The sequence below is a fragment of the Micromonospora sp. NPDC057141 genome (genome assembly GCF_042670805.1).
Classification (GTDB): Bacteria; Actinomycetota; Actinomycetes; order Mycobacteriales; family Micromonosporaceae; genus Micromonospora.
In genome coordinates, this window is sequence record NZ_JBHUVA010000059.1 from 1 (window position 1) to 19,861 (window position 19,861).

18 protein-coding genes are annotated in these 19,861 nt (G+C 74.6%); 5 read left to right on the plus strand and 13 right to left on the minus strand.

Annotated features, from left to right (window positions below; all coding sequences use genetic code 11):
* Positions 1-102: 102 nt before the first annotated feature.
* The 4 genes from ACFT41_RS23855 to ACFT41_RS23870 all read right to left on the minus strand — a co-directional run bounded on the left by ACFT41_RS23855 (position 103) and on the right by ACFT41_RS23870 (position 5,277).
* Positions 103-1,386 carry a citrate synthase gene (locus ACFT41_RS23855; RefSeq protein WP_377589822.1) on the minus strand — a complete coding sequence of 428 codons (1,284 nt, stop codon included), beginning with the start codon at positions 1,384-1,386 and terminating at the stop codon, positions 103-105.
* Positions 1,387-1,627: 241 nt separating this feature from the next.
* Positions 1,628-3,691: a sulfatase-like hydrolase/transferase gene (locus ACFT41_RS23860; protein ID WP_377589823.1), complete on the minus strand. Its 2,064-nt coding sequence runs from the start codon at positions 3,689-3,691 to the stop codon at positions 1,628-1,630.
* A complete protein-coding gene (locus tag ACFT41_RS23865; protein ID WP_377589824.1) occupies positions 3,684-5,114 on the minus strand; it encodes a class I SAM-dependent methyltransferase in 1,431 nt (476 codons plus the stop codon). The genes ACFT41_RS23860 and ACFT41_RS23865 overlap by 8 nt, the downstream gene beginning before the upstream one ends.
* Positions 5,115-5,127: 13 nt before the next feature.
* On the minus strand, positions 5,128-5,277 hold the full coding sequence (locus ACFT41_RS23870) for a hypothetical protein (RefSeq protein ID WP_165949904.1): 150 nt from the start codon (positions 5,275-5,277) through the stop codon (positions 5,128-5,130).
* A gap of 211 nt (positions 5,278-5,488) precedes the next feature.
* On the opposite strand from ACFT41_RS23870, the gene ACFT41_RS23875 reads away from it, so the two are divergent.
* Positions 5,489-5,890 (plus strand): VOC family protein, encoded by a 402-nt coding sequence (locus ACFT41_RS23875; protein WP_377589825.1) that lies wholly within the window; start codon positions 5,489-5,491, stop codon positions 5,888-5,890.
* A gap of 58 nt (positions 5,891-5,948) precedes the next feature.
* Here the strand turns inward: ACFT41_RS23875 and ACFT41_RS23880 are convergent, their stop codons facing one another.
* The 5 genes from ACFT41_RS23880 to ACFT41_RS23900 all read right to left on the minus strand — a co-directional run bounded on the left by ACFT41_RS23880 (position 5,949) and on the right by ACFT41_RS23900 (position 12,676).
* Entirely contained in the window at positions 5,949-6,629 is a 681-nt protein-coding gene (locus ACFT41_RS23880; RefSeq protein WP_377589826.1) for a helix-turn-helix domain-containing protein, read from the minus strand.
* A gap of 366 nt (positions 6,630-6,995) precedes the next feature.
* Positions 6,996-8,285 (minus strand): glycosyltransferase, encoded by a 1,290-nt coding sequence (locus tag ACFT41_RS23885; protein WP_377589827.1) that lies wholly within the window; start codon positions 8,283-8,285, stop codon positions 6,996-6,998.
* Between the two features lie 4 nt (positions 8,286-8,289).
* A complete protein-coding gene (locus ACFT41_RS23890; RefSeq protein ID WP_377589828.1) occupies positions 8,290-10,419 on the minus strand; it encodes an ArnT family glycosyltransferase in 2,130 nt (709 codons plus the stop codon).
* A gap of 45 nt (positions 10,420-10,464) precedes the next feature.
* The gene (locus ACFT41_RS23895) at positions 10,465-11,958 is read right to left on the minus strand and encodes an ATP-binding protein (protein WP_377613994.1); all 1,494 of its coding nucleotides are present in this window, start codon (positions 11,956-11,958) and stop codon (positions 10,465-10,467) included.
* Positions 11,936-12,676: a response regulator transcription factor gene (locus ACFT41_RS23900; RefSeq protein ID WP_091284281.1), complete on the minus strand. Its 741-nt coding sequence runs from the start codon at positions 12,674-12,676 to the stop codon at positions 11,936-11,938. The genes ACFT41_RS23895 and ACFT41_RS23900 overlap by 23 nt, the downstream gene beginning before the upstream one ends.
* 255 nt (positions 12,677-12,931) lie before the next feature.
* Here ACFT41_RS23900 and ACFT41_RS23905 point away from each other — a divergent pair, with 255 nt between their 5' ends.
* Both ACFT41_RS23905 and ACFT41_RS23910 read left to right on the plus strand, forming a co-directional pair.
* On the plus strand, positions 12,932-13,357 hold the full coding sequence (locus ACFT41_RS23905; protein WP_377590033.1) for an OsmC family protein: 426 nt from the start codon (positions 12,932-12,934) through the stop codon (positions 13,355-13,357).
* Between the two features lie 295 nt (positions 13,358-13,652).
* Entirely contained in the window at positions 13,653-14,504 is an 852-nt protein-coding gene (locus tag ACFT41_RS23910) for a hypothetical protein (protein WP_377590034.1), read from the plus strand.
* 6 nt (positions 14,505-14,510) lie between these two features.
* On the opposite strand, the gene ACFT41_RS23915 is transcribed toward ACFT41_RS23910, so the two are convergent.
* Positions 14,511-15,050 (minus strand): ATPase, encoded by a 540-nt coding sequence (locus ACFT41_RS23915; RefSeq protein ID WP_377590035.1) that lies wholly within the window; start codon positions 15,048-15,050, stop codon positions 14,511-14,513.
* 150 nt (positions 15,051-15,200) lie between these two features.
* Complete coding sequence (locus ACFT41_RS23920; RefSeq protein WP_377590036.1) at positions 15,201-15,647, minus strand: response regulator; 447 nt, start codon at positions 15,645-15,647, stop codon at positions 15,201-15,203.
* Positions 15,648-15,868: 221 nt separating this feature from the next.
* Between ACFT41_RS23920 and ACFT41_RS23925 the strand changes: the two genes are divergently transcribed.
* Together ACFT41_RS23925 and ACFT41_RS23930 are read left to right on the plus strand one after the other, a co-directional pair.
* Positions 15,869-16,660, plus strand: coding sequence for a spermidine synthase (locus ACFT41_RS23925; protein WP_377590037.1), 792 nt, complete (start codon positions 15,869-15,871; stop codon positions 16,658-16,660).
* Between the two features lie 100 nt (positions 16,661-16,760).
* Entirely contained in the window at positions 16,761-17,795 is a 1,035-nt protein-coding gene (locus ACFT41_RS23930) for an AI-2E family transporter (protein WP_377590038.1), read from the plus strand.
* Positions 17,796-17,835: 40 nt separating this feature from the next.
* Here the strand turns inward: ACFT41_RS23930 and ACFT41_RS23935 are convergent, their stop codons facing one another.
* Both ACFT41_RS23935 and ACFT41_RS23940 read right to left on the minus strand, forming a co-directional pair.
* On the minus strand, positions 17,836-19,146 hold the full coding sequence (locus tag ACFT41_RS23935; protein ID WP_377613995.1) for an NAD(P)/FAD-dependent oxidoreductase: 1,311 nt from the start codon (positions 19,144-19,146) through the stop codon (positions 17,836-17,838).
* 133 nt (positions 19,147-19,279) lie between these two features.
* Complete coding sequence (locus ACFT41_RS23940) at positions 19,280-19,807, minus strand: GNAT family N-acetyltransferase (RefSeq protein ID WP_377613996.1); 528 nt, start codon at positions 19,805-19,807, stop codon at positions 19,280-19,282.
* Between the last annotated feature and the right edge of the window lie 54 nt (positions 19,808-19,861).

Here is a 19,861-nt window from a genome sequence, read left to right on the forward strand (position 1 = left end):
TCGGGACGGCCCGTGCCGGTGCGCCCGGCCGCACGTCAGCCGTTGTCAAGAAGGGGCCCCTGCTCTACCGAATGCGTAAACAGGGGGCCCTTCCTTGCGCCCTCAGCGGTCGGCGGCCGGCGGGTACGCCCGCTCGGGGTGACCGGTGTAGAGCTGCCGCGGGCGGCCGATCTTGGTCTCCGCGTCACCGAGCATCTCGCGGTACTGGGCGATCCAGCCGGGGAGCCGGCCGAGGGCGAACAGCACGGTGAACATCTTCGTCGGGAAGCCCATGGCCTTGTAGATCAGGCCGGTGTAGAAGTCCACGTTCGGGTAGAGCCGGCGGGACACGAAGAAGTCGTCCGCGAGGGCGATCTCCTCCAGCTGCATCGCGATGTCCAGCAGCGGGTCCGGCTTGGCCATCCGGCCGAGCACGTCCTGGGCGGCCTTCTTGACGATCGCGGCCCGGGGGTCGTAGTTCTTGTAGACCCGGTGGCCGAAGCCCATCAGCTTCACGCCGTCCCGCTTGTCCTTGACCTTGCGGACGAAGGACGCCACGTCGCCGCCGTCGGCCTGGATCGTCTCCAGCATCTCCAGCACGGCCTGGTTGGCGCCGCCGTGCAGCGGGCCGAACAGGGCGTTCACGCCGGCCGAGACCGAGGCGAAGAGGTTGGCGTTGCTGGAGCCGACCAGCCGCACGGTCGACGTGGAGCAGTTCTGCTCGTGGTCGGCGTGCAGGATGAACAGCATGTCCAGCACCTTGGCCATGACCGGGTCGACCTCGTACGGCTCCGCCGGCACGCCGAACGTCATCCGCAGGAAGTTCTCCACGTAGCCCAGCGAGTTGTCCGGGTACAGCAGCGGCTGCCCGATGGACTTCTTGTAGGCGTACGAGGCGATGGTGGGGACCTTGGCCATCAGCCGGACGGTGGACATCTCGACGTGGTCGGAGTCGAACGGGTCCAGGCTGTCCTGGTAGAAGGTCGAGATGGCGCTGACGGCCGAGGAGAGCACGGCCATCGGGTGCGCGTCGCGGGGGAAGCCGTCGAAGAAGCGGCGCATCTCCTCGTGCAGCAGCGAGTGCCGCCGGATCCGCTCGCTGAACTCGTCGAGCTGCTGCTGGCCGGGCAGCTCTCCGTAGATGAGCAGGTACGAGACCTCCAGGAAGGAGGACTTCTCGGCCAGCTGCTCGATCGGGTAGCCCCGGTACCGCAGGATGCCCGCGTCGCCGTCGATGTAGGTGATCGCGGAGGAGCAGGCCGCGGTGTTCACGAAACCGGGATCGTATGTCGTCATCCCGGTTTCCTTGAGGAGCTTGCTCACGCCGATGCCGGCGGGGCCCTCGACCGCCGACTGCACCGGCATCGACAGCTGCCCACCGGGGTGATCGAGCTTGACTTCCGTCATGTGTTCCTCGCTTCGCCGGCAGATCTACGTTGAAATTGCCTTCGCTTTTACCGTAAACACGGTTGCGGGGACACCGCCCGTCGTGGTTCCGCAGGTGAGGTATGCGTCACCCGATTCCCGGGAGGCAGGCGCGGAAACCCGGGGGCCGGGGGCCGACCTCGAACAGGGCCAATGTGACAAAAGGCCCCCGATCGCGCACGAAGCGTGATCGGGAGCCCGGTGGGCAGCGGGAACGAAACTCTCAGGAAATACTCAGGTGACGCAGCTCGTCGCCGGGGCCGACCCGGTAGAGGTCGAGGCGGTTGTCCCCCGCGCGGAACAGCCGGTCGTCGGGGAGGAACGCCGCGAACCGGCGACCGGCGGCATCCGGCGGCACCACCGGGACGACCGCCCCGATCCGCCCGTTGACGGCGACGGCGAGCAGCGTGCCGTCGCGTACCGAAGCTCCGAGCGTGCCCCAGACCAGGGCCGGCAACTCGCCGGTGTCCGGGTCGACGGCGCGGAAGGCGGCGAGGTCGCCGACCCGGGCCGACCCGCCGGCCGGCCGCTGGCCCACGGTCGTGCCGACCAGCGGATGCGGCTTCGGTGGCGGCGGCGGGGCGGGCACCCCGCCGCCGAGGGTGACCGGCTCCCCCGGCTGGTCGTAGAAGCGCTTGTCGGCGCGCTCGCGCGGAGCCTGCCGGGCGGAGCGCCCGTCGACCTGCCACGGGATCCGCACGTGCGCGTAGTCGGCGAGGGTGGGCAGCAGGTCCACGTGCTCCCAGTTGCGGTCGTCGACCCGGCCGGTGCGCTGGCCGGGCTCCTTGACGAACATCGGCACCCAGGCCACCTGCCCGGCCGCCGCGCGGATGGCGCCCATCCCCCGGCCCTGCGCGCCGTTGTCGAAGCTGACCCCGTGGTCGGCGGTGACCACCACCAACGCCCGGTCGTACAGGCCGCTGGCGCGCAGCGTACGCAGCGTCTCGCCGATGAGCCGGTCGGTGTACTCCAGCTGGGCCAGGTGCCGCCGCCGGGCCAGCTCCACCCAGCCCGCGCCGTCGTTGGGCAGGTCCTCCGGGGCGGCGTAGCGGGCCCCCGACGGCAGGAACTGCCACGGCGCATGCGGCATCAGCAGGTGCAGGAAGTGCAGGGTGGGCCGGTCGCTCGGGCGCAGCCCGGCCAGGAAGCTGGTGAACCGGGCCGGCTGGTTGGCGTTCAGCCGGTCCCAGCGGAACTTCGGATCCTCGGGGACGGGCTCGGCCGCGTCCAGGCCGGCCTCGGCGGCGGTCTGCTCGCGGTAGGACTCCTCCGGGTCGACGTGGCTGTCCGCCGGGGCGGTGACCTGGCGCAGCAGCTTCCCGCTTTCCCGGACCAGGGTGCCGAGCCCCTGCCGGGGGCTGGCCGGCTGGTCGCAGCGGCTGGGCGGGCAGAGCCGGGTGATGCTCTCCTCGGCCCGGATGTCGTACAGGCCGCCGAGGGCGGTGAACAGGTTGTCGGGGTACTGCGAGTAGTGCGGGGCGAGCGGCTTCGCCGGGTAGCGGCCGGTGAGCATGGCCGGCAGCGCGTACGGCGTCCAGCCGCTGACGCCGGTGGCGTTGCGGTACCAGGTGGCGCCGCCGGCCAGCTCGGCGAAGTGCGGGTAGCGGCCGGCGTCGACCTGCCCGTCGGCGCCGAGCAGGGAGACCAAGGGCAGCTCGTCGAGGATCAGCATGACCACCGGCGGATGCCCGCCCGCGGCGGCCACCCCGGCCGCCCCGGCGTCCCCGCGCGGCAGGACCACCGCCGAGGCCGGGGAGGCGAACAGGAACAGCGCCACGAAGGCCGGCGGCCCGGCCGCGGCCATCCGCAGCGCCAGGCCCGGCCCGCGCCACCGCCGGTGCGCCGCCGCCCCGGCCGCGCCGGCAGCCACGGCCACGACCAGCAGCGGTACGCCCCGCAGCGGCGTGACGTGCCGGCCCACCTGCACGGCGAGGGCGGCCAGCAGCCCGCCGACGAGCACGGTGTGCACCGCCGAGCGGGCGGACCGCCCCGCCAGCCGGCTCGCCGCCCCGAGCAGCGCCAGCGCCACCGTGGGCGCGACGGCGATCAGCGCGACCAGGGCCAGGGTCTCGCCCCGGGTGGCCCGGTGGAACAGGAAGAAGTCGGGGCTGCGGCCCAGCACGTCCAGCATCGGCTGGGTGACCACCAGCCCGACCAGGGCCGTCACCTCCAGCAGCCGGCGCAGCTCGGCCCGCCACCCGACCGGCCCGGCGGGGCGGTCCGGGGTCGCCCCGGCGGGCGGCGGTGCGGGGGCGGCAGGCGGCGGCGCGACGGTCGCGTCAGCCACCCACCACCGCCTGGTAGAGCGTCCGGGTGCCGCTGGGCAGCTCGACGCGCCGCTCGACGCGGCACCGGGTGGCGAGCAGCCGGGCGAACTCGTCGGGCCGGTAGTCGGGGAAGAGACCGACGGGCTTGTTGGCCAGCAGCCGCCGGGCCATCGGGTCCTCGGGGTGGACGAACTCGACCACCAGCCGGCCGCCGGGGACGCAGGCGTCGGCGAGCTGGTCGACGACCTGCGCCAGCGGCACGTTGCGCCCGATCGCCAGGTGGTGCACGACGGCGAGGGCCAGCACCAGGTCGGCCCGCGCCCGGGTGCCGAACGCCGCCCGCTCGACGCCGCGCCAGCCGCCGCCGGGCGACGGGTCGGCCAGGTCCATCACCAGCGGCAGCACCCGCCGCTGCTCCTCGGCGCGCAGCGCCGCGTACAGCTCGTCGACCACGGCCGGGTCCTGCTCAACGGCGACGACGTAGCGGGCGTACCGGGCGGCGAGGCGGGCGTACCGGCCGTCGTTGGCGCCCAGGTCGAGCACCAGGCCCGGCGGTGCCGCGGCGGTCAGCGCCAGCTCGACGAAGCGTTCCTTGGCGGCCCGGTCGGCGGCGGAGTAGCTGCAGGTGCGCTGGTAGTCGGCCCAGTGGCTGCGCACGCGGCGGGGGCGCAGCCGGCGGACCAGCCGCTCGATCCGGCGTACGGCGGCCAGCGCCAGCTCCCGGGAGTATCCGGCGCTGCGCAGTTGCTCGCGCACCTCGCCGCTCGCGGCGTCGGCGTTGCGCTGCTGCATCGCCGAGTGCAGGTGCACGTGGGTGGGCACGCCGGGCAGCAGCCGACGGGCACCCGTGAACAGCCGGCGCATCTGCTCCGGCGGGATGCCGTCGACCTGGGCCCGCAGCCAGGGCTGGAAGTCCACGCCGAGGTGCGCGGTGAGCAGCAGCGGGTAGAGCATCGTCTGGCAGAACTGCCGGTAGCCGGCCCAGGGCTCGCCGTCGCGGGCCGGTTCGAACGAGCCGACGTCGATGAAGACCGGCGCGACGCCGCGCCACTGGAGGTTGTAGGCCGAGCCGTCCTTGGTGGTGAAGCCGGCGGCCAGCGCGGCGCGCAGGATCTCCAGGTGCAGCAGGGCGGCGTCGCGCAGCATGCCGAACGACCACTCGTACGGGTGGGAGACGAACGGGATGCGTTCGTGGCGCAGCACTGCGGCCCACCGGGCGCCCGCTCCGGCGGCGAACCGGGTCGGTTCGACCGGCTCGGTGCCGCAGACCTTGCCGGCGGCGAGCAGCGGCGGGAAGAAGTCGCTGGTGGACAGGGCCCGCCAGTCCTGCGCCGCCCGGGCGTCGAGGCCGCGCAGCACCTCCCCGTCGGCGTAGAAGACGCGGTTGGCCGGGTCGCGGAACGAGCCCGGCTCGGCCCGGACGTCGGTGTGCGGGATGGTCATCGGCGCTCCCCGCTCAGGAACGGTCGGTGCGCTGGCGGCGGTACCGGGCCGTCAGCCGGCGCCAGTACAGCTTCGCGGCCACCGCCGCTCCGGCCACCCCTCCGACCACCGCCTGCACGATCAGGCTGCCGGAACCCGCGTCCAGGTAGGCCAGGTGCATCACGGCCGCTCCTTCCCCTCACCGTCTCGGAGCCGGCTCCCGGGCGCCCGCCACCATCCTAGGGTGTTCGTGCCCAAAAGCCGGACTTGTCTCGTTGTCACCGTACGCGACGCCCGGCCCCGTCGAGGCCACACCGGCCACTCTGGCCCGCCGATCGGCGCGGTGTCCGTTCCGTTCAAGACGCCACGGTCACCCCGGCCATACGGTCGGCGGTATGACACCTCACCTCGATCTGGTCGGCACGACGGTTGCCGACATGGCCCGCACCCTCGACTTCTACCGCCGCCTCGGGCTGGACATCCCGGACGGCGCGGAGGCCGAACCGCACGTGGAGGTCACGTTGGACAACGGGCTACGGCTGGCCTGGGACACGGTGGAGACGATCCGCTCCTTCGACCCGGGCTGGACGCCGCCGAGCGGTTCCCCCCGGGTGAGCCTGGCGTTCCGGTGCGCCGACCCGGCGGAGGTGGACCGCTGCTGGGCCGAGCTGACCGGGGCCGGGTTCCACGGTCACCTGCCGCCGTGGGACGCGGTCTGGGGCCAGCGGTACGCGGTCCTGCACGACCCCGAGGGCAACGGGGTGGACCTGTTCGCCCCGCTGCCACAGGCCGGCTGACCGGGGTCCGCCGCCTCGACGGCGACGGCGCGGGCCGTACCGCCGGGGCGGCTCAGCCTCAGCCGCGCAGCAGGGCGGCGGGCGGGACGCCGGCCAGGTCGCGCACGTCCCGGCTCAGGTGGGCCTGGTCGGCGTAGCCGCTGGCGGCGGCCACCTCGGCCAGCGGCGTCCCGGCCCTGGCCAGGGCGAGCGCCCGGCGCATCCGCAGGATGCGGGCGAGGGTCTTCGGGCCGTACCCGAACAGGGCCCGGCAGCGCCGGTGCAGCGCCCGGGGGTGCAGGTCGACCTCGGCGGCGGCCTCGGCCACCGGCCGCCCGGCGGCGAGCAGCCCGGCGACGCGCACGCCGAGCGGGTCGGGGCCGCCGGCACCGGCGAGCCGGTCGGCCGCGAGCGCCTCCAGCCCGGCACCGGTGGGCCGCTCGCCCAGCCGCTCGGCGGACTCCCGGGCCATCCGACCCCACAGGGCCTCCAGCGGCACCCGGGCGTCGCGCAGTTCGTCGGCGGGGACGCCGAAGACCGCCGGCCCGACGCCGGGCGGCAGCCGCAGCCCCAGCCACCGCTCCCCCGGCGCCGAGGCGGTCAGGTGCGCCGTGCGGTCCGGGCCGGCGACCAGCAGCCCGGCGCGGCTGGACCAGAGCAGGTCCAGGCAGCCGTCGGGCAGCACCCGGCTCGGGGTGCCGTCGCTGAGGCCGGTCCACAGCACCGCGCCGGGCAGCGCCGCCGGCCGTTCCTCGTACATCGGCCCCAGCATTCCACGCCGCCGCGCCCTGCCGCCTCGACGCCTCGCCCCTGCCCCTACTCCTGCCCCCCTGACCTAGCAGGCTGATCACGCTCCGCAACGACCGGGAAGCGCTGGTCCAGCGTGACTCTTCGTCACCTTCTGCGGGCACCGTCCGACTCCCCGCGCTCCCCCTTTGCTCTGCACCCATACTCGCAGCACCGGTGCTGAGCTGAGCATTCAGCTGATCGGGTGCGGCGGGATTCATGGCCGCCGGTAGCGCAGCGTGAGCTGTTGCGTATCCGGGTGCAGAGCAAAGGGGTTGATCGGGGGTGGGGCTACCCCGCGAGGGGTCGCGCAGCGTCACGGGCCGGCGGCGCAGCCGCGTCACCCACGCGTGGTGACCACGTCGGTGGCCGGGTCAGTGGGCGGGTCAGTGGGCGGTGCCGGCGGGCGGCGGTGGTGCATGGCGGCGCGCAGCAGGACGAAGCGCAGGGCGGTGGCAGCCAGGTTGGCCACCACCAGCACCGCGAGCTCCACCGCGCGGGGTGGCGCCGCCGCGACGGCGTGCAGAGCCGCCAGGGAGCCGCTGGTCAACGCCAGGCCCAGGCCGAACGCGAACAGTCCCTGGAGATGGTGGCGGCCGGCGTGCCGCCCGCCACTGATGCCGAAGGTCAGCCGTCGGTTCGCCGCCGTGTTCGCCACCGCCGTGACCAGCAGCGCCAGCAGGTTCGCCCATTGCGGGCCGAACACCCCCCGGGTGGCGACGAAGAGCACGAGGTACGCCAGCGTGCTCGCCACCCCCACCCCGGCGAACCGGACGAGCTGGCGGGGCAGCCCGATCGGCACCCGGGGCGGCGGCGGGGCCAGCGGGGCCCGGCCGCGCTGCGCGCGCAGCGCGGCCAGCGGCAGCGACCCGGTCAGCAGGGCCCGACCCAGCCGCCAGATGCCCCGCAGGTCGGCCAGGGCGGTGGCGACGATGTCCACCCGGCTGTCCGGGTCGTCCACCCAGTCCACCGGCACCTCGTGGATGCGCAGCCCGGCCCGCTGGGCCAGCACCAGCAGCTCGGTGTCGAAGAACCACCCGGTGTCACGCACCAGCGGCAGCAGCCCGGCGGCCACGTCCGCGCGGATGGCCTTGAATCCGCACTGGGCGTCGGAGAAGCTCACCGCGAGGGTGCCGCGCAGCAGCAGGTTGTAGCCGCGCGAGATGACCTCCCGCTTCGCGCCCCGGACCACCCGGGAGGTGCGGGCCAGCCGGGTGCCGATCGCCAGGTCGGAGTGGCCGGAGATGAGCGGCGCGACCAGCGGCAGCAGCGCGGCCAGGTCGGTGGACAGGTCCACGTCCATGTACGCCAGCACCGGCGCGTCCGACGCCGACCAGGCCGCCCGCAGCGCCCGGCCGCGTCCCTTGGCGTCCAGGTGCCGCACCGCGACCCCCGGCAGCTCGGCGGCCAGGGCGTCGGCCACGGCCAGGGTGCCGTCGGTGCTGGCGTTGTCGGCGACGGTGATCCGGAACGGGTACGGGACGTGCGCGGTGAGGTGGGCGTGCAGCCGCCGCACGCAGGGCCCGAGGTCGGTCTCCTCGTTGTGTACGGGGATCACCACGTCGAGCACCGCCGGTGGGGCGGCGACGCGGGTGTCCACGGTGGGGCGCGGTTCGGTGGATGCGGTCATCGGTTCAGCCCTCCTGCCCGCTGGTCAGGTCGTACATGGTGACGCCGTCGACGGTCGTCGCCTCGAAGGTCTCGGCGACCCAGGCGGAGATCTCCTGCGAGGCGGAGCTGCCGCCGTTGGCGCGGAAACCGCCGCCGCCGACGAAGTAGTGGATCTTCCCCTCGGCCACGTACCGCTGGAACTGTGCGAGCGTCGGGGACGGGTCGCTGCCGTTGAACCCGCCGATCGCCATGACCGGTTCGCCGGTGGCGAGCTGGTAGCCGGAGGCGTTCTGGGAGCCGATGGTGGCCGCCACCCAGGTGTAGTCGACGGCGTTCGCCTCCAGCAGGGCGCGCAGCTCGACGCTCGGCTCCCGGGAGTCGAGCAGGCCGCCCATGCCGCCGCCGGCCGGGCCACGGCCCTGCCCCTCCCCGCCGGGCAGCTGCCCGCCGTTCTGGGCCTGACCGCCGTTCTGGGCCTGACCGCCGCCGGGGAAGCCGGGGAGCTGGCCGCCGGGTGGGTTCTGGCCGGTGGCCGACCCGCCGTCCGTCCGGTTCTGGCCATCGGGCGCGTTCTGGCCGCCGTCGCGCATCCGGCCGCCGCCGGGGAAGCCACCCCGGCCCGGCCCGGAACCACCCTCCACGGCGGGGCCGGCGCTGGGGATCGACCCGGTGTGCGGGGTCGCGGCGGTCTGGATCGAGTAGGCCACCGGACCGGCGAGCGCCGCCGTCGCGCCGAGCGCCACGAGCACCGGGACGACCCGGCGCGCGAGCCGGTCGGCGACGACCAGCAGCACCGCCGCGGCGAGGCCGCCGGCCAGCACGGCCGTACGCAGCCAGGGGTACCAGTCGGGGCTGCGGCCCAGCAGCTGCCACGACCACCAGGCGGTGACGGCGAGGGTGGCGGCCAGGGTGAGCGTCGCTGCCGGCGCGTGCCAGCGGGGCCCGGTGGCCGCCCGCCGCTGCCAGAGCAGGGTGGCGCCGATGCCGACGAGCGCGCCGACGGCCGGGGCCAGCGCCACCGAGTAGTACGCGTGGAAGATCCCGGACATGAAGCTGAAGATGACGCCGGTGACCAGCAGCCAGCCGCCCCACAGCAGCAGCCCGGCCCGCCTGCGGTCCGTGCGCGCCGCGCGTCCGGCCAGCAGCAGGCCGGCGACCAGCAGGATCAACGCGGCCGGCAGCAGCCAGGAGATCTGCCCGCCGTTCTCGGTGTCGAACAGCCGGCCGAGCCCGGTCTGCCCGGACGCCGGCCCGCGACCGCCGACGCTGCCCTCCTCCGCGCCGGTGATCCGGCCCAGCCCGTTGTAGCCGAGGGTCAGCTCCAGGATGCTGTTGCCCTGCGAACCGCCGATGTACGGGCGGGCGCTGGCCGGCACCAGCTCGACGACCGCCACCCACCAGCCGGCGGCCACCACGACGCCGAGGCCGGCGGCCAGCACCTGCCGCACCCGCCGCCAGAAGCCGGTGGGCGCGGCCAGCAGGTAGACGCCCGCGAAGACCGGGATCACCAGGAACGCCTGGAGCATCTTCGTGAGGAAGCCGAAGCCGACCAGCGCCCCCGCGAGGACGATCCACCGGGTGCTGGCGGTCTCCACCGCCCGGACGGTGGCGTACGCGCCGCCGATCAGCAGCAGCACGAGCAGTGCGTCGGGGTTGTTGAACCGGAACATCAACGTCGCCACCGGGGTGACGGCGAGGACCGCGCCGGCGATCAGGCCGGCGGCCGGGCCGTACCAGCGGCGGACGGTGGCGAACAGCACGCCGACCGAGGCGACGCCGAGCAGGGCCTGCGGGACGAGGATCGCCCAGCTGTTCAGCCCGAAGACGCGCACCGACAGCGCCATCAGCCACAGCGACGCCGGCGTCTTGTCGACCGTGATCGAGTTCGCCGCGTCCGACGAGCCGTAGAAGAACGCCTTCCAGCTCTGCGAGCCGGCCTGGGCGGCGGCCGAATAGAACGAGTTGGCCCAGCCGGACGCGCCCAGCCCCCACAGGTAAAGCAGCGCGGCGGCCAGCAGCAGGCCCGCCAGCGCCGGGCGTACCCAGGCCGGGTCGGACCGACCGCGCGCCGGTGGCGGAATGTCGGCCGTGGTGTCCGTCGGCGTGGGCCCGACGGGTGCCGGCATGGTCAGCAGACTCTCTGTCTTGTCCATGCCGACCACTCTGCGCGACCCCACTGGCGACGGGCCGTGGGCGACCTATGCGGTGGCTGTGCGGTCCGTGAACGCCGGTAACACGACGGTGAACGCCGTGCGACCGGGGTGGCTGGACACCTCGACCCGGCCGTGGTGGGCGTCCACCACGGCCGCCACGATGGCCAGGCCGAGGCCGGTGCTGCCGTGGGCGCGCGAGCGGGAGCTGTCACCCCGGGCGAAACGTTCGAAGATCTCGCCCTGCAACTCGGGCGGGATGCCGGGGCCGTCGTCGGTGACGCGCAGCGCGACCCCGTCGGGCTCGGCGGCGAGCCGGGCGGTGACCGTCGTGCCGGGCGGGGTGTGCACCCGGGCGTTGGCCAGCAGGTTCGCCACCACCTGGTGCAGTCGGGCGGCGTCGCCGGGCACCACCAGCTCCGCCTCGGGCAGGTCGAGCTGCCAGCGATGCTCGGGGCCGGCGACGTGGGCGTCGCTGACCGCGTCGACGACGAGGGCGGTCAGGTCCACCGGCTCGACCGCGAGGGGCCGGCCGGAGTCGAGCCGGGCCAGCAGCAGCAGGTCGTCGACGAGGCTGGTCATCCGGGTGCCCTCCGACTCGACCCGGCGCAGCGCGTGCGCCACGTCCGGCGGCACCTGGTCCCGACCACGGCGGGCCACCTCGGCGTACCCCCGGATGGCGGCGAGGGGGGTGCGCAGCTCGTGGCTGGCGTCGGCGACGAACTGGCGTACCCGCGTCTCGCTGGCCTGCCGGGCCGCGAGCGCGGCGGCGACGTGCCCGAGCATCCGGTTGAGGGCGCTGCCGACCTGACCGACCTCGGTGCGCGGGTCGGTGTCGGCGGCCGGCACCCGCACCGACAGGGCCACCTCGCCCCGGTCCAGCGGCAGCTCGGTGACGCGGGTGGCGGTGGCGGCGACCCGGCGCAGCGGACGCAGGGTGGCCTGGACGATGAGCGCGCCGACGCTGCCGGCGACGAGCAGGCCGGCGGTGGCGACGCCGGCCTGGGCCAGCACCATCCACCAGACCGTCTCCTCGACGTCCTCCAGGGGCAGGGCGAAGACCACCGTCTGGCCGTCGACGTACTGGCGGGCCACCGCCCGGTAGTCGCCCCGCTCGCCGAGGTCGACGGTGCGGGGGCGGCCGTCGGGCGTGAGCCCGGCCAGCGGGGCGGCCGTGTCCGTGGCGAGCTGCTCGGTCGCGCCGGCCGAGGTGCGGGTGGAGGCGGACTGGATCTGGCCGTCGACCACCCGGGCGGCGATCGAGCCGGCGGGGAACGTGGGCGGCAGCTCGACGGGGCGCGACGACGATGCGGGCGGGTTGGTGAACCACGGCGGCCGGTCCCCGCCGCGCCGGCGCTGGTCCAAGGTGAGCTGGTCGTCGACCTGGGCGATCAGGAAGTGGTGCAGCGCCACCGTGGTCAGCCCGCCGATACCGACGCTGACGAAGGCGAGCAGCGCCACCACGGTGACCACCAGCCGGGTGCGCAGGGACCAGCCGGCCAGTCGGCGGCGCAGGCGGTCAGTCGGCGGGCTTGAGGACATACCCCGCGCCGCGCAGCGTGTGGATCATCGGTGCCCGCCCGGCGTCGATCTTCTTCCGCAGGTACGAGATGTAGAGCTCGACGACGTTGGCCTGCCCGCCGAAGTCGTAGTTCCAGACGTGGTCGAGGATCTGCGCCTTGCTGAGCACGCGGCGGGGGTTGCGCATCAGGTAGCGCAGCAGCTCGAACTCGGTGGCGGTGAGAGTGATCAACTGGTCGCCGCGGCGCACCTCGTGGCTGTCCTCGTCGAGGCTGAGGTCGCCGACGGTCAGCACGGCGTCCTCCCGGGTGGCGATCGCGAAGCCGGAGCGGCGCAGCAGCGCCCGCAGCCGGGCGATCACCTCCTCCAGGCTGAACGGCTTGGTGACGTAGTCGTCGCCGCCGACGGTGAGCCCGGCGATGCGCTCCTCCACCGCGTCCCGGGCGGTCAGGAAGAGCACCGGCACGGTCGGGGTGTGCTCCCGCAGCCGCCGCAGCACCTGGAAGCCGTCGAGGTCGGGCAGCATCACGTCGAGCACCACCGCATCCGGCTGGAACTGGCGGGCGGTGCTCAGCGCCGCCATCCCGTTGCCGGCGGTGCGGACCTGCCAGCCCTCGTAGCGCAGCGCCATCGAGAGCAGGTCGGTGAGCGTCGGCTCGTCGTCGACCACCAGCACCCGGACGGGCTCGCCGTCCGGTCGACGCAGCTCGATGCGGCCCTGTGCGGCCTGCCCCTCCATGACCATGCCCCCCATCGTGGGCGCGCCCGCTGTGCCCCACCCCAGCAGATCCTGTGTACCAGCTGTGCGAGTCGGCCGTGGCCGGACCGAGCCTACCGCCGCCCGCGGGGCCACCCGGTGGCGGCTGCCTCGGATGAGGCGATCGCCGGCGGGGTGTCCGAGGTCCGGCGGGCCCACGACACCGTGCCGGTGATGGGGCGGCGGTTTCGCCGGGTGCGCGCCGGGTAGCCGGGCGGGTGACTGAGGGGGGACGCGATGCCGGATCCGAGTTCCTGGCCGCACGAGGCCACCGCCACCGCCGAGGGTGGTCACGTCCGTACCGACGACGGCGGGCTGTCCACCGCGCTGGCGTCCCCGCTGGCGCCGCACTGCACGGGCCTGACGCCGGAACAGCTGCTGGCGGCGGCGTTCGCGTCCTGCCTGCACCACGCCGCGGTGGAGGCCGCCGGGCAGATCACCGACGAGGCGCACACGGTGCAGGTACGCGCGGAGGCGCGGCTGGGTCGCGACGACGACGGACGCTACCGCGCCGACGTGCACGCCTCCATCTCCTCGGTCGGGCTGAGCCGCCAGCAGCTCGCGGAGCTGGTCGAGCACGCAGACCAGCTGTGGCCGTTCTCCAGCGGCGACAACAGCCGGCACCGGCTGACGGTCACGCCGGCGGAGAACGGTCGGGGCTGACCGCAGCGGCGGCCGCCGGGACGGGCGTCGGTCGACCCGGATCGGTTCGTCCTGTCGGCCGTCCGGCCATCGCCCGAACGCCCGACCCGGGAGGAGCATCGCGGCGGGGACGGCATGCGGCATCGGGCGCCCCCTTTCGCGCAGCGGATCAGGAATAGCGGATATAAAGCATTCGCGAGGCATCGCGGATGATCACCCTTATCGGGGTAATTGTTCGGGTGGAAACCCGCGAATTGTGACGCATGCCACCAACCACCCCGATGGCAGGGCGCGATCGACTATCTAGCCTCGGCGGGTGCGTCCCTACGACTCCCCCGAACCGAAGCAGGCCCACGACCGACCGGATGACCGTCCGGTCGGTGCCGCCTCCGCCGAACGGGTGGTCGGCCGGCACCGGCGTCCCGACCCGCCCCGGCGCACGGCACTGCTGCGGTCCACGCGGGTACGCGCGGCCCTGGTCACGGGGGTGAGCTGCTGCCTCGGCGTCGCCGCGTTCGCCGGCACCCGACAGTCCGACGGCCCCGCGGAGCCGGTCCAGGGTGCCCTCGTCGATCGGGCCGCAGCCGCCGCCGAGGCCGAGCAGCGCGCCTCCCGTTCCCTCGACCGCTCCCCGGCGGTCCCGGTGACCCTCTCACCCAGCCCGACGGCGAAGCCCAGCCCGAGCGCCACCCGCAAGCCGAAGCCCAAGCCCAAGCCCGCCAAGCCGGCGCGCCCCCGCCCCGTCGCCGGGCTCAGCCAGCTCCAGATGGACAACGCGAAGACCATCGTCGACGTGGGCCGGGACATGAAGGTGCCCCGGCGGGGCCTCGTCGTCGCGGTGGCCACCGCCATGCAGGAGAGCGACCTGCACAACCTGGCCAGCGACGTGCTTCCCGAGTCCTCGAACTACCCGCACCAGGGCAGCGGCTCCGACCACGACTCGGTCGGGCTGTTCCAGCAGCGCCCCAGCAGCGGCTGGGGCAGCGTCCGGGACCTGATGCGCCCCGCGTACGCGGCCCGCGTCTTCTACGAGGCGCTGCTGGATGTCCCCGGCTGGGAGGAGATGAGCGTGACCGCCGCAGCCCAGTCCGTGCAGATCTCGGCGTTCCCCGACGCGTACGCGCAACACGAGGAGCGGGCCACCACGGTCGTGGCGGCGCTGGCCTGAGCCGGCTCAGGCGACCCGGCTGCCCCATTCGCCCGGCGGCTCGACGTTGACGCCGGCCGCGGCGACCCGGGTCGTCGGCACCCCGCCGTTCGGCACGGCCGCCGCAGCCGTGGGCGTGTCCGCCGCCACGACCGGCCCGGCGAGGATCTCGTCCACCCGAGCCTCCCGGCGGCGGCGCGCGGCCAGGGCCGCCTCGAAGTCCCGGCGGGCGCTCAGCGCCTCGGCGTACGCCTGCTCGCGGACGCGCCGGGCCTCCTCGCGGGCCGCGTCCAGCTCGAACCGCGCCTGCGCCAGGATCTCGGCGGCATCCCTTTCGACGCCGCCCAGCGCCGCCCGCGCGCCGTCGACCCCGGCGGCCAGCTCGGGCCGGCGCTCGACCAGATCGCACAGGCGGGTCGCCTCGTCCCGGAAGCGGTCCCAGTCCCGGCCCGTCCCGGCGGCGCCCTCCGCACCCGCTGCCAGCCGGCTCAACCGGACCGCCAGCTGATCGAGGCAGGAGTCGACCTGCCGCCGGTCGTAGCCGAACTCCACGACGGAGAACCTCATACTGTCGCCCCCAGGCAGCCGGTGTTTCTTCCCCACCTGTAGATCCTCGGCGGCGCCGGCGGGCGGCGAGGGCGTTCGGGAAAAATGTTCAGCATCCGAGCGGCGACGCCCCGCCGGGGCGTGGGCCGTCGGCCCAGCGGGCACGGGCCGTCAGACCCGCTTGGGCAGCACGACGACGCGGCCGAAGAACTCGTCGATGCGGCGTACCACGTCGTTGAAGTCGTCCAGGTCGATCGGCTTGGTCACGTACGCGTTGGCCTGGAGCGTGTAGCTGCCCACGATGTCGGTGTCGGCGTTGGAGGTGGTGAGCACCACGATCGGGATGGTCCGCAGGTCGTCGTCCTGCTTGACCTCGCCGAGCACCTGCCGCCCGTCCATCCGGGGCATGTTCAGGTCGAGCAGGATCACGTCCGGCCGGCGGGCCTCGGTGTGCCGGCCGGACTGACGCAGGAACTCCATCGCCTCCTGGCCGTCGCTGACCACGTCGATCACCTTGTCGACGTCGGAGTCGGCGAGGGCCTCCTCGATCATGAGGACGTCGCCCGGGTCGTCGTCGACCACGAGGATGCGAACGGGACCGGGGGTGCCTCCAGCCATGGGAACCTGCCTCGGGTCGACGCGGACGGCGACCTCACGATCGCCTGCTGGCGGGGAAATCTAGCCCATCACGGTACGGACCGCGCTGTCGGGCGGGTAGCCCAGCACTTCGGCCAGCCCGTCAACCGCAGCACCCGATCGACCCGGCCGGTCGCGCCGGTGACCCGCGGGCCGCCGCGCCCGCCGGCCCGGACGGCGCGCCCGGCGGCTACGGTGCCGGGATGCACTCCGCCGCCGAGGGCCTGGAACTCGTGGCCGACCCGGCCCGCCGCACCGGGCGCATCCTGCTCGCCGGGGGCGTCGCCCAGTCCTACGTCGACATCACCGACCCCCGCCACCTGCACTTCGAGTACGTCCGCCGGATGGCCACCGTGGTCGATCTCGCCGCGCCGCCCGGCACACCGGTCGACGCGCTGCACCTCGGCGGGGGCGCGCTGACCCTGCCCCGCTACGTCGGGACGACCCGGCCCGGCTCGGCCCAGCTGGTGGTGGAGCGCGATCCGGCCGTCGTCGAGCTGGTCCGCTGGGAACTGCCCGCGCCACCGCCGGGGGTACGCGTCGAGGTCGCCGACGCCCGCGCGGCGGTGCAGGCGGCCCCGGCGCAGGGGTACGACCTGGTGCTCGCCGACGTCTACCGGGCCGCCCGGATGCCGGGGCACGTGGCGAGCGTCGAATTCGCCGCCGAGGCGGCCCGCGTGCTGCGCCCGGACGGGATCCTCCTGGTCAACGTCACCGACCTGCCGCCGCTGGTGTTCACCCGCGCCCGGGTGGCCACCCTGCGGGCCGTGTTCGCCGACGTCTGCCTGCTCGCCGACCGGCGGATGCTGCGCGGGCGGCGCTACGGCAACCTGGTGCTCGCCGCCGCGCGCCCGCCCGGCCGGCTGCCGGTGGGCCGGCTGGCGACGCGGGCGGCCCGCGACCCGGTGCCGGGGCAGGTGTTGCACGGCCCGCCCCTCGACAAGTTCGTCGGCGGGGCACGCCCGGCCACCGACGCGGCCCTCGGCGTCGGCTGACCGCGAGGTGGATCGGGTGGCGGCGGCCGTCGCGTCCAACCGGCGTATCGCGACCGTCGCGTCCGGGTTTCCGCCGTGCCGGCCGGGGTAGCCGCGCCGGATGAGGAACGCCGAGGACCAGGCGACCGCCCGGCGGGCGGCGATCGTCATCGGCCTGGTGCTGGCGACCCTGGTCGTGCTGGCCCTCGCCTGGGCCACGCGGCGGGTGCTGACCTGGACGGTCGTCGCCGTGTTCTTCGCCGTCGCGCTGAAACCGCCCGTCGACGCCCTGCAACGGCGCCTCGTGCGGCACCGCGCGGTCGCCACCCTGCTGGTCTTCCTGGCCGCGTTCGGCCTGCTCGCCGCACTGGTCGCGGGGATCGTGCTGCCGCTGCTGGACGAGCTGGGGCGCGCCACCGACCGCGCGCCGGACGTGCTGCGGGAGACCCGGGCCGGCCGGGGGCCGTTCGGCGAGGCCCTCGAACGGCTGCGACTACGGCAGTACGTCGCCGGCCACTCGGCGCAGTTGCAGCAGTACGGCGGCCGGCTGCGCGACCCCGCGGTGGGGCTGATCCGCAGCGTGCTGGAGACCCTCGCCGGGCTGGTCACCGTGATCGTGCTGGCGTACCTGATGGTGCTGGAGGCCCCGAAGATCATCTCGGCGGGGCTGGGGCGGCTCGGCGACGGGCCGGCGCGACGGGCGCGCCGGGTGGGTCAGGGCGTCTCCCGGGTGGTCACCGGCTACCTGAGCGGGAACCTGCTGATCAGCGTGATCTGCGGCGCGCTGACGTTCCTGGTGCTCGTCCTGACCGGGGTGCCGTTCGCCGGGGTGATCGCGCTGCTGGTGGCGATCGCCGACCTGGTGCCGCTGGTCGGGGCGACCATCGGTGCCATCCTCGCCGGCGGCGCCGGTTTCCTGCACTCCCCCACCGCCGGCATCGTGGTGCTGGTCTTCTTCGTGGTCTACCAGCAGGTGGAGAACCACCTGCTGCAACCGCTGATCATGTCCCGGGCGGTCCGGCTGAACCCGCTCACGGTGCTGGTCAGCGTGCTGTTCGCGGCGGAGCTGGCCGGGCTGGTGGGGGCGCTGCTGGCCATCCCCGTCGTCGGCGTGGGGCAGGTGCTGCTACGCGAACTCACCCCACGCCGGGGGTAGGGGCCCCTTCTCACGCACGTCCCGTCCGCCCCCCGCGCCGTCAGCGGGGGTGGACGGGGTGGACCGGGACCTCCGGCGACGAGCTCTCCAGCGGCACCGCGTTGGCCGGCACCAGGCCGAGCTGCATCGCCGGGCGGGGCAGGGTGGCGTCGAGCAGCCAGTCCGCCCCGACCCGGGCCCGGTTGCCCGGCATCGCCAGCAGGTGGTAGCCCCGGGTGACGGCCTTGGCCGGCAGGCCGGCCAGCGACACCTTCAGCGGGTTCGCCGCCGCGTCCCTGCCACCGAGGTCGACCACCCAGCCCAGGTCGTGGTGCTTGTACGGGCGGCGCCGGCCCTGCCCGTAGGAGGCAGCGATGTTGTGGGCCACCAGCCTGCCCTGCCGCTGGGCGTGCTGGGCCGTCATCGTGCAGATCTGCCCGGGGCGGGTCAGGTCGGGCACCGCCGCCGCGTCCCCGCAGGCGTACACCTCGGGGAAGCCGGGAACGGTGAGGTACTCGTCCACCACGAGACGGCCCTTCTCGGTACGCAGGCCCAGCTCGGCGACGAACGGGTCGGGGCGCACCCCGACGCACCAGATCAGGCTGCACGTCGGCACGTACTCGCCGTCGGTGAGCATCACCCCGTCGGGGGTGGCCTCCGACACGGAGGTGCCCATCCGCACGTCGACGCGGCGCCGCCGCAGCACCCGGTCGGCGGTGCGTGACATCCGCTCGTCCAGCTCCGGCAGCACCCGGGGGGCCACGTCGAGCAGCATCCAGCGCGGCCGTACGTCGAGGTGCGGGCGCTGGGCGACCAGCCGGTCGGTGAACAGCTGCCCGTGGGCGGCCACCTCCGTGCCGGTGTAGCCGGCGCCGACGACCACGAAGGTGGTGCGGGCGCGCTGCTCGGCCGGATCATCGGTCAGCTCCGCCAGCTCGATCTGGCGTACCACGTGGTCGTGCAGGTAAAGCGCCTCCGGCAGGCCCCGGAACCCGTGGGCGTACTCGGTCACCCCGGGGATGGGCAGCAGCTTGTTGACGCTGCCGACGGCGAGCACCAGCCGGTCGTACGCGAGCCGGCCGCCGTCGCCCTCGGGCATCCGGTAGCCGACCCAGCGGTTCTGCAGGTCGACCCGGTCGGCCTCGCCGACGACCACCCGGACGCCGTCGAGGGTGCCGCTGAGCGGCACGCTGAGCCGCCCGGGTTCGACCACGCCGGCGGCCACCTCGGGCAGCAGCGGCAGGTAGAGGAAGTAGTCGGTCGAGTTCAGCAGCACGATCTCGGCCCGGTTGCGGGCGGTCCGGCTCAGTGTCTTCGCCGCGTGGTATCCGGCGAATCCGGCCCCCACGATCACCACACGAGGTTTCGTCATGGCGGATGCCGTTCCCGCCCCCGGCGCGGACAAACCTGGCGGGGCCTGGACGGCAGGCGCGGCGACGCCCGGGCCGACGGGCGGCGGCCCGGCCGCCCCACCGACCCCGACGGGGTATGCGCGCCGCGGGCGGTCAGGCCGGACCGGCCGCGGTGATCGCCCACCGCTCGTGGTCCCGCCAGGCGCCGTCGATGAACAGGTACTCCGGCGAGTAGCCCTCCAGCCGGAAGCCGAGCGCACGGGCGACCCGCCGGGACGGCTCGTTACCCGGCTGGATGTTCGCCTCCAACCGGTGCAGGCCCAGCGCGGTGAACGCGTGCTCGACCACCAGGCCGATGCCGGCGCGGGCGTGCCCGGTGCCGCTGAACGGCAGGAAGGCGGCGTAGCCGAGGTAGCCGCCGCGCAGCGCCCCGAGCAGGATGCCGCTGATGTTGACGTACCCGGCGATCGCCCCGCTGGCCCGGTCGCAGACCAGGTAGCCGGCGTGGTCGCGGCGGCGGACCCGGCGCAGGTACGCCGCGTACGCCTCGGGGGTGTCCGGGGCGGTCAGCCACGGGTGGTGCAGGTCCCGGCTGCGCCGGGCGGCGGCCACGAACTCGGCGGCGTCGGCGGGCCGGGGGCGGCGGATGGCGGCGGGACCACCGGTGCGCAGGTATCTCACGGCCGACCACTCTGACCGGCGGGATCGGGTTTCGCAAGGTCATTGCCGGGCCAC

What these genes read in the sequence shown, in the direction of transcription:
- ACFT41_RS23930 (WP_377590038.1), top strand. Translation starts at nt 16,761, where the DNA reads ATGAGGAACGCCGAGGACCAGGCGACCGCCCGGCGGGCGGCGATCGTC.
- ACFT41_RS23885 (WP_377589827.1), bottom strand. Translation starts at nt 8,285, where the DNA reads ATGACCGCATCCACCGAACCGCGCCCCACCGTGGACACCCGCGTCGCC.
- ACFT41_RS23865 (WP_377589824.1), bottom strand. Translation starts at nt 5,114, where the DNA reads ATGACCATCCCGCACACCGACGTCCGGGCCGAGCCGGGCTCGTTCCGC.
- ACFT41_RS23900 (WP_091284281.1), bottom strand. Translation starts at nt 12,676, where the DNA reads ATGGAGGGGCAGGCCGCACAGGGCCGCATCGAGCTGCGTCGACCGGAC.
- ACFT41_RS23925 (WP_377590037.1), top strand. Translation starts at nt 15,869, where the DNA reads ATGCACTCCGCCGCCGAGGGCCTGGAACTCGTGGCCGACCCGGCCCGC.
- ACFT41_RS23880 (WP_377589826.1), bottom strand. Translation starts at nt 6,629, where the DNA reads ATGTACGAGGAACGGCCGGCGGCGCTGCCCGGCGCGGTGCTGTGGACC.
- ACFT41_RS23895 (WP_377613994.1), bottom strand. Translation starts at nt 11,958, where the DNA reads ATGTCCTCAAGCCCGCCGACTGACCGCCTGCGCCGCCGACTGGCCGGC.
- ACFT41_RS23915 (WP_377590035.1), bottom strand. Translation starts at nt 15,050, where the DNA reads ATGAGGTTCTCCGTCGTGGAGTTCGGCTACGACCGGCGGCAGGTCGAC.
- ACFT41_RS23920 (WP_377590036.1), bottom strand. Translation starts at nt 15,647, where the DNA reads ATGGCTGGAGGCACCCCCGGTCCCGTTCGCATCCTCGTGGTCGACGAC.
- ACFT41_RS23935 (WP_377613995.1), bottom strand. Translation starts at nt 19,146, where the DNA reads ATGACGAAACCTCGTGTGGTGATCGTGGGGGCCGGATTCGCCGGATAC.
- ACFT41_RS23905 (WP_377590033.1), top strand. Translation starts at nt 12,932, where the DNA reads ATGCCGGATCCGAGTTCCTGGCCGCACGAGGCCACCGCCACCGCCGAG.
- ACFT41_RS23875 (WP_377589825.1), top strand. Translation starts at nt 5,489, where the DNA reads ATGACACCTCACCTCGATCTGGTCGGCACGACGGTTGCCGACATGGCC.
- ACFT41_RS23855 (WP_377589822.1), bottom strand. Translation starts at nt 1,386, where the DNA reads ATGACGGAAGTCAAGCTCGATCACCCCGGTGGGCAGCTGTCGATGCCG.
- ACFT41_RS23890 (WP_377589828.1), bottom strand. Translation starts at nt 10,419, where the DNA reads ATGGACAAGACAGAGAGTCTGCTGACCATGCCGGCACCCGTCGGGCCC.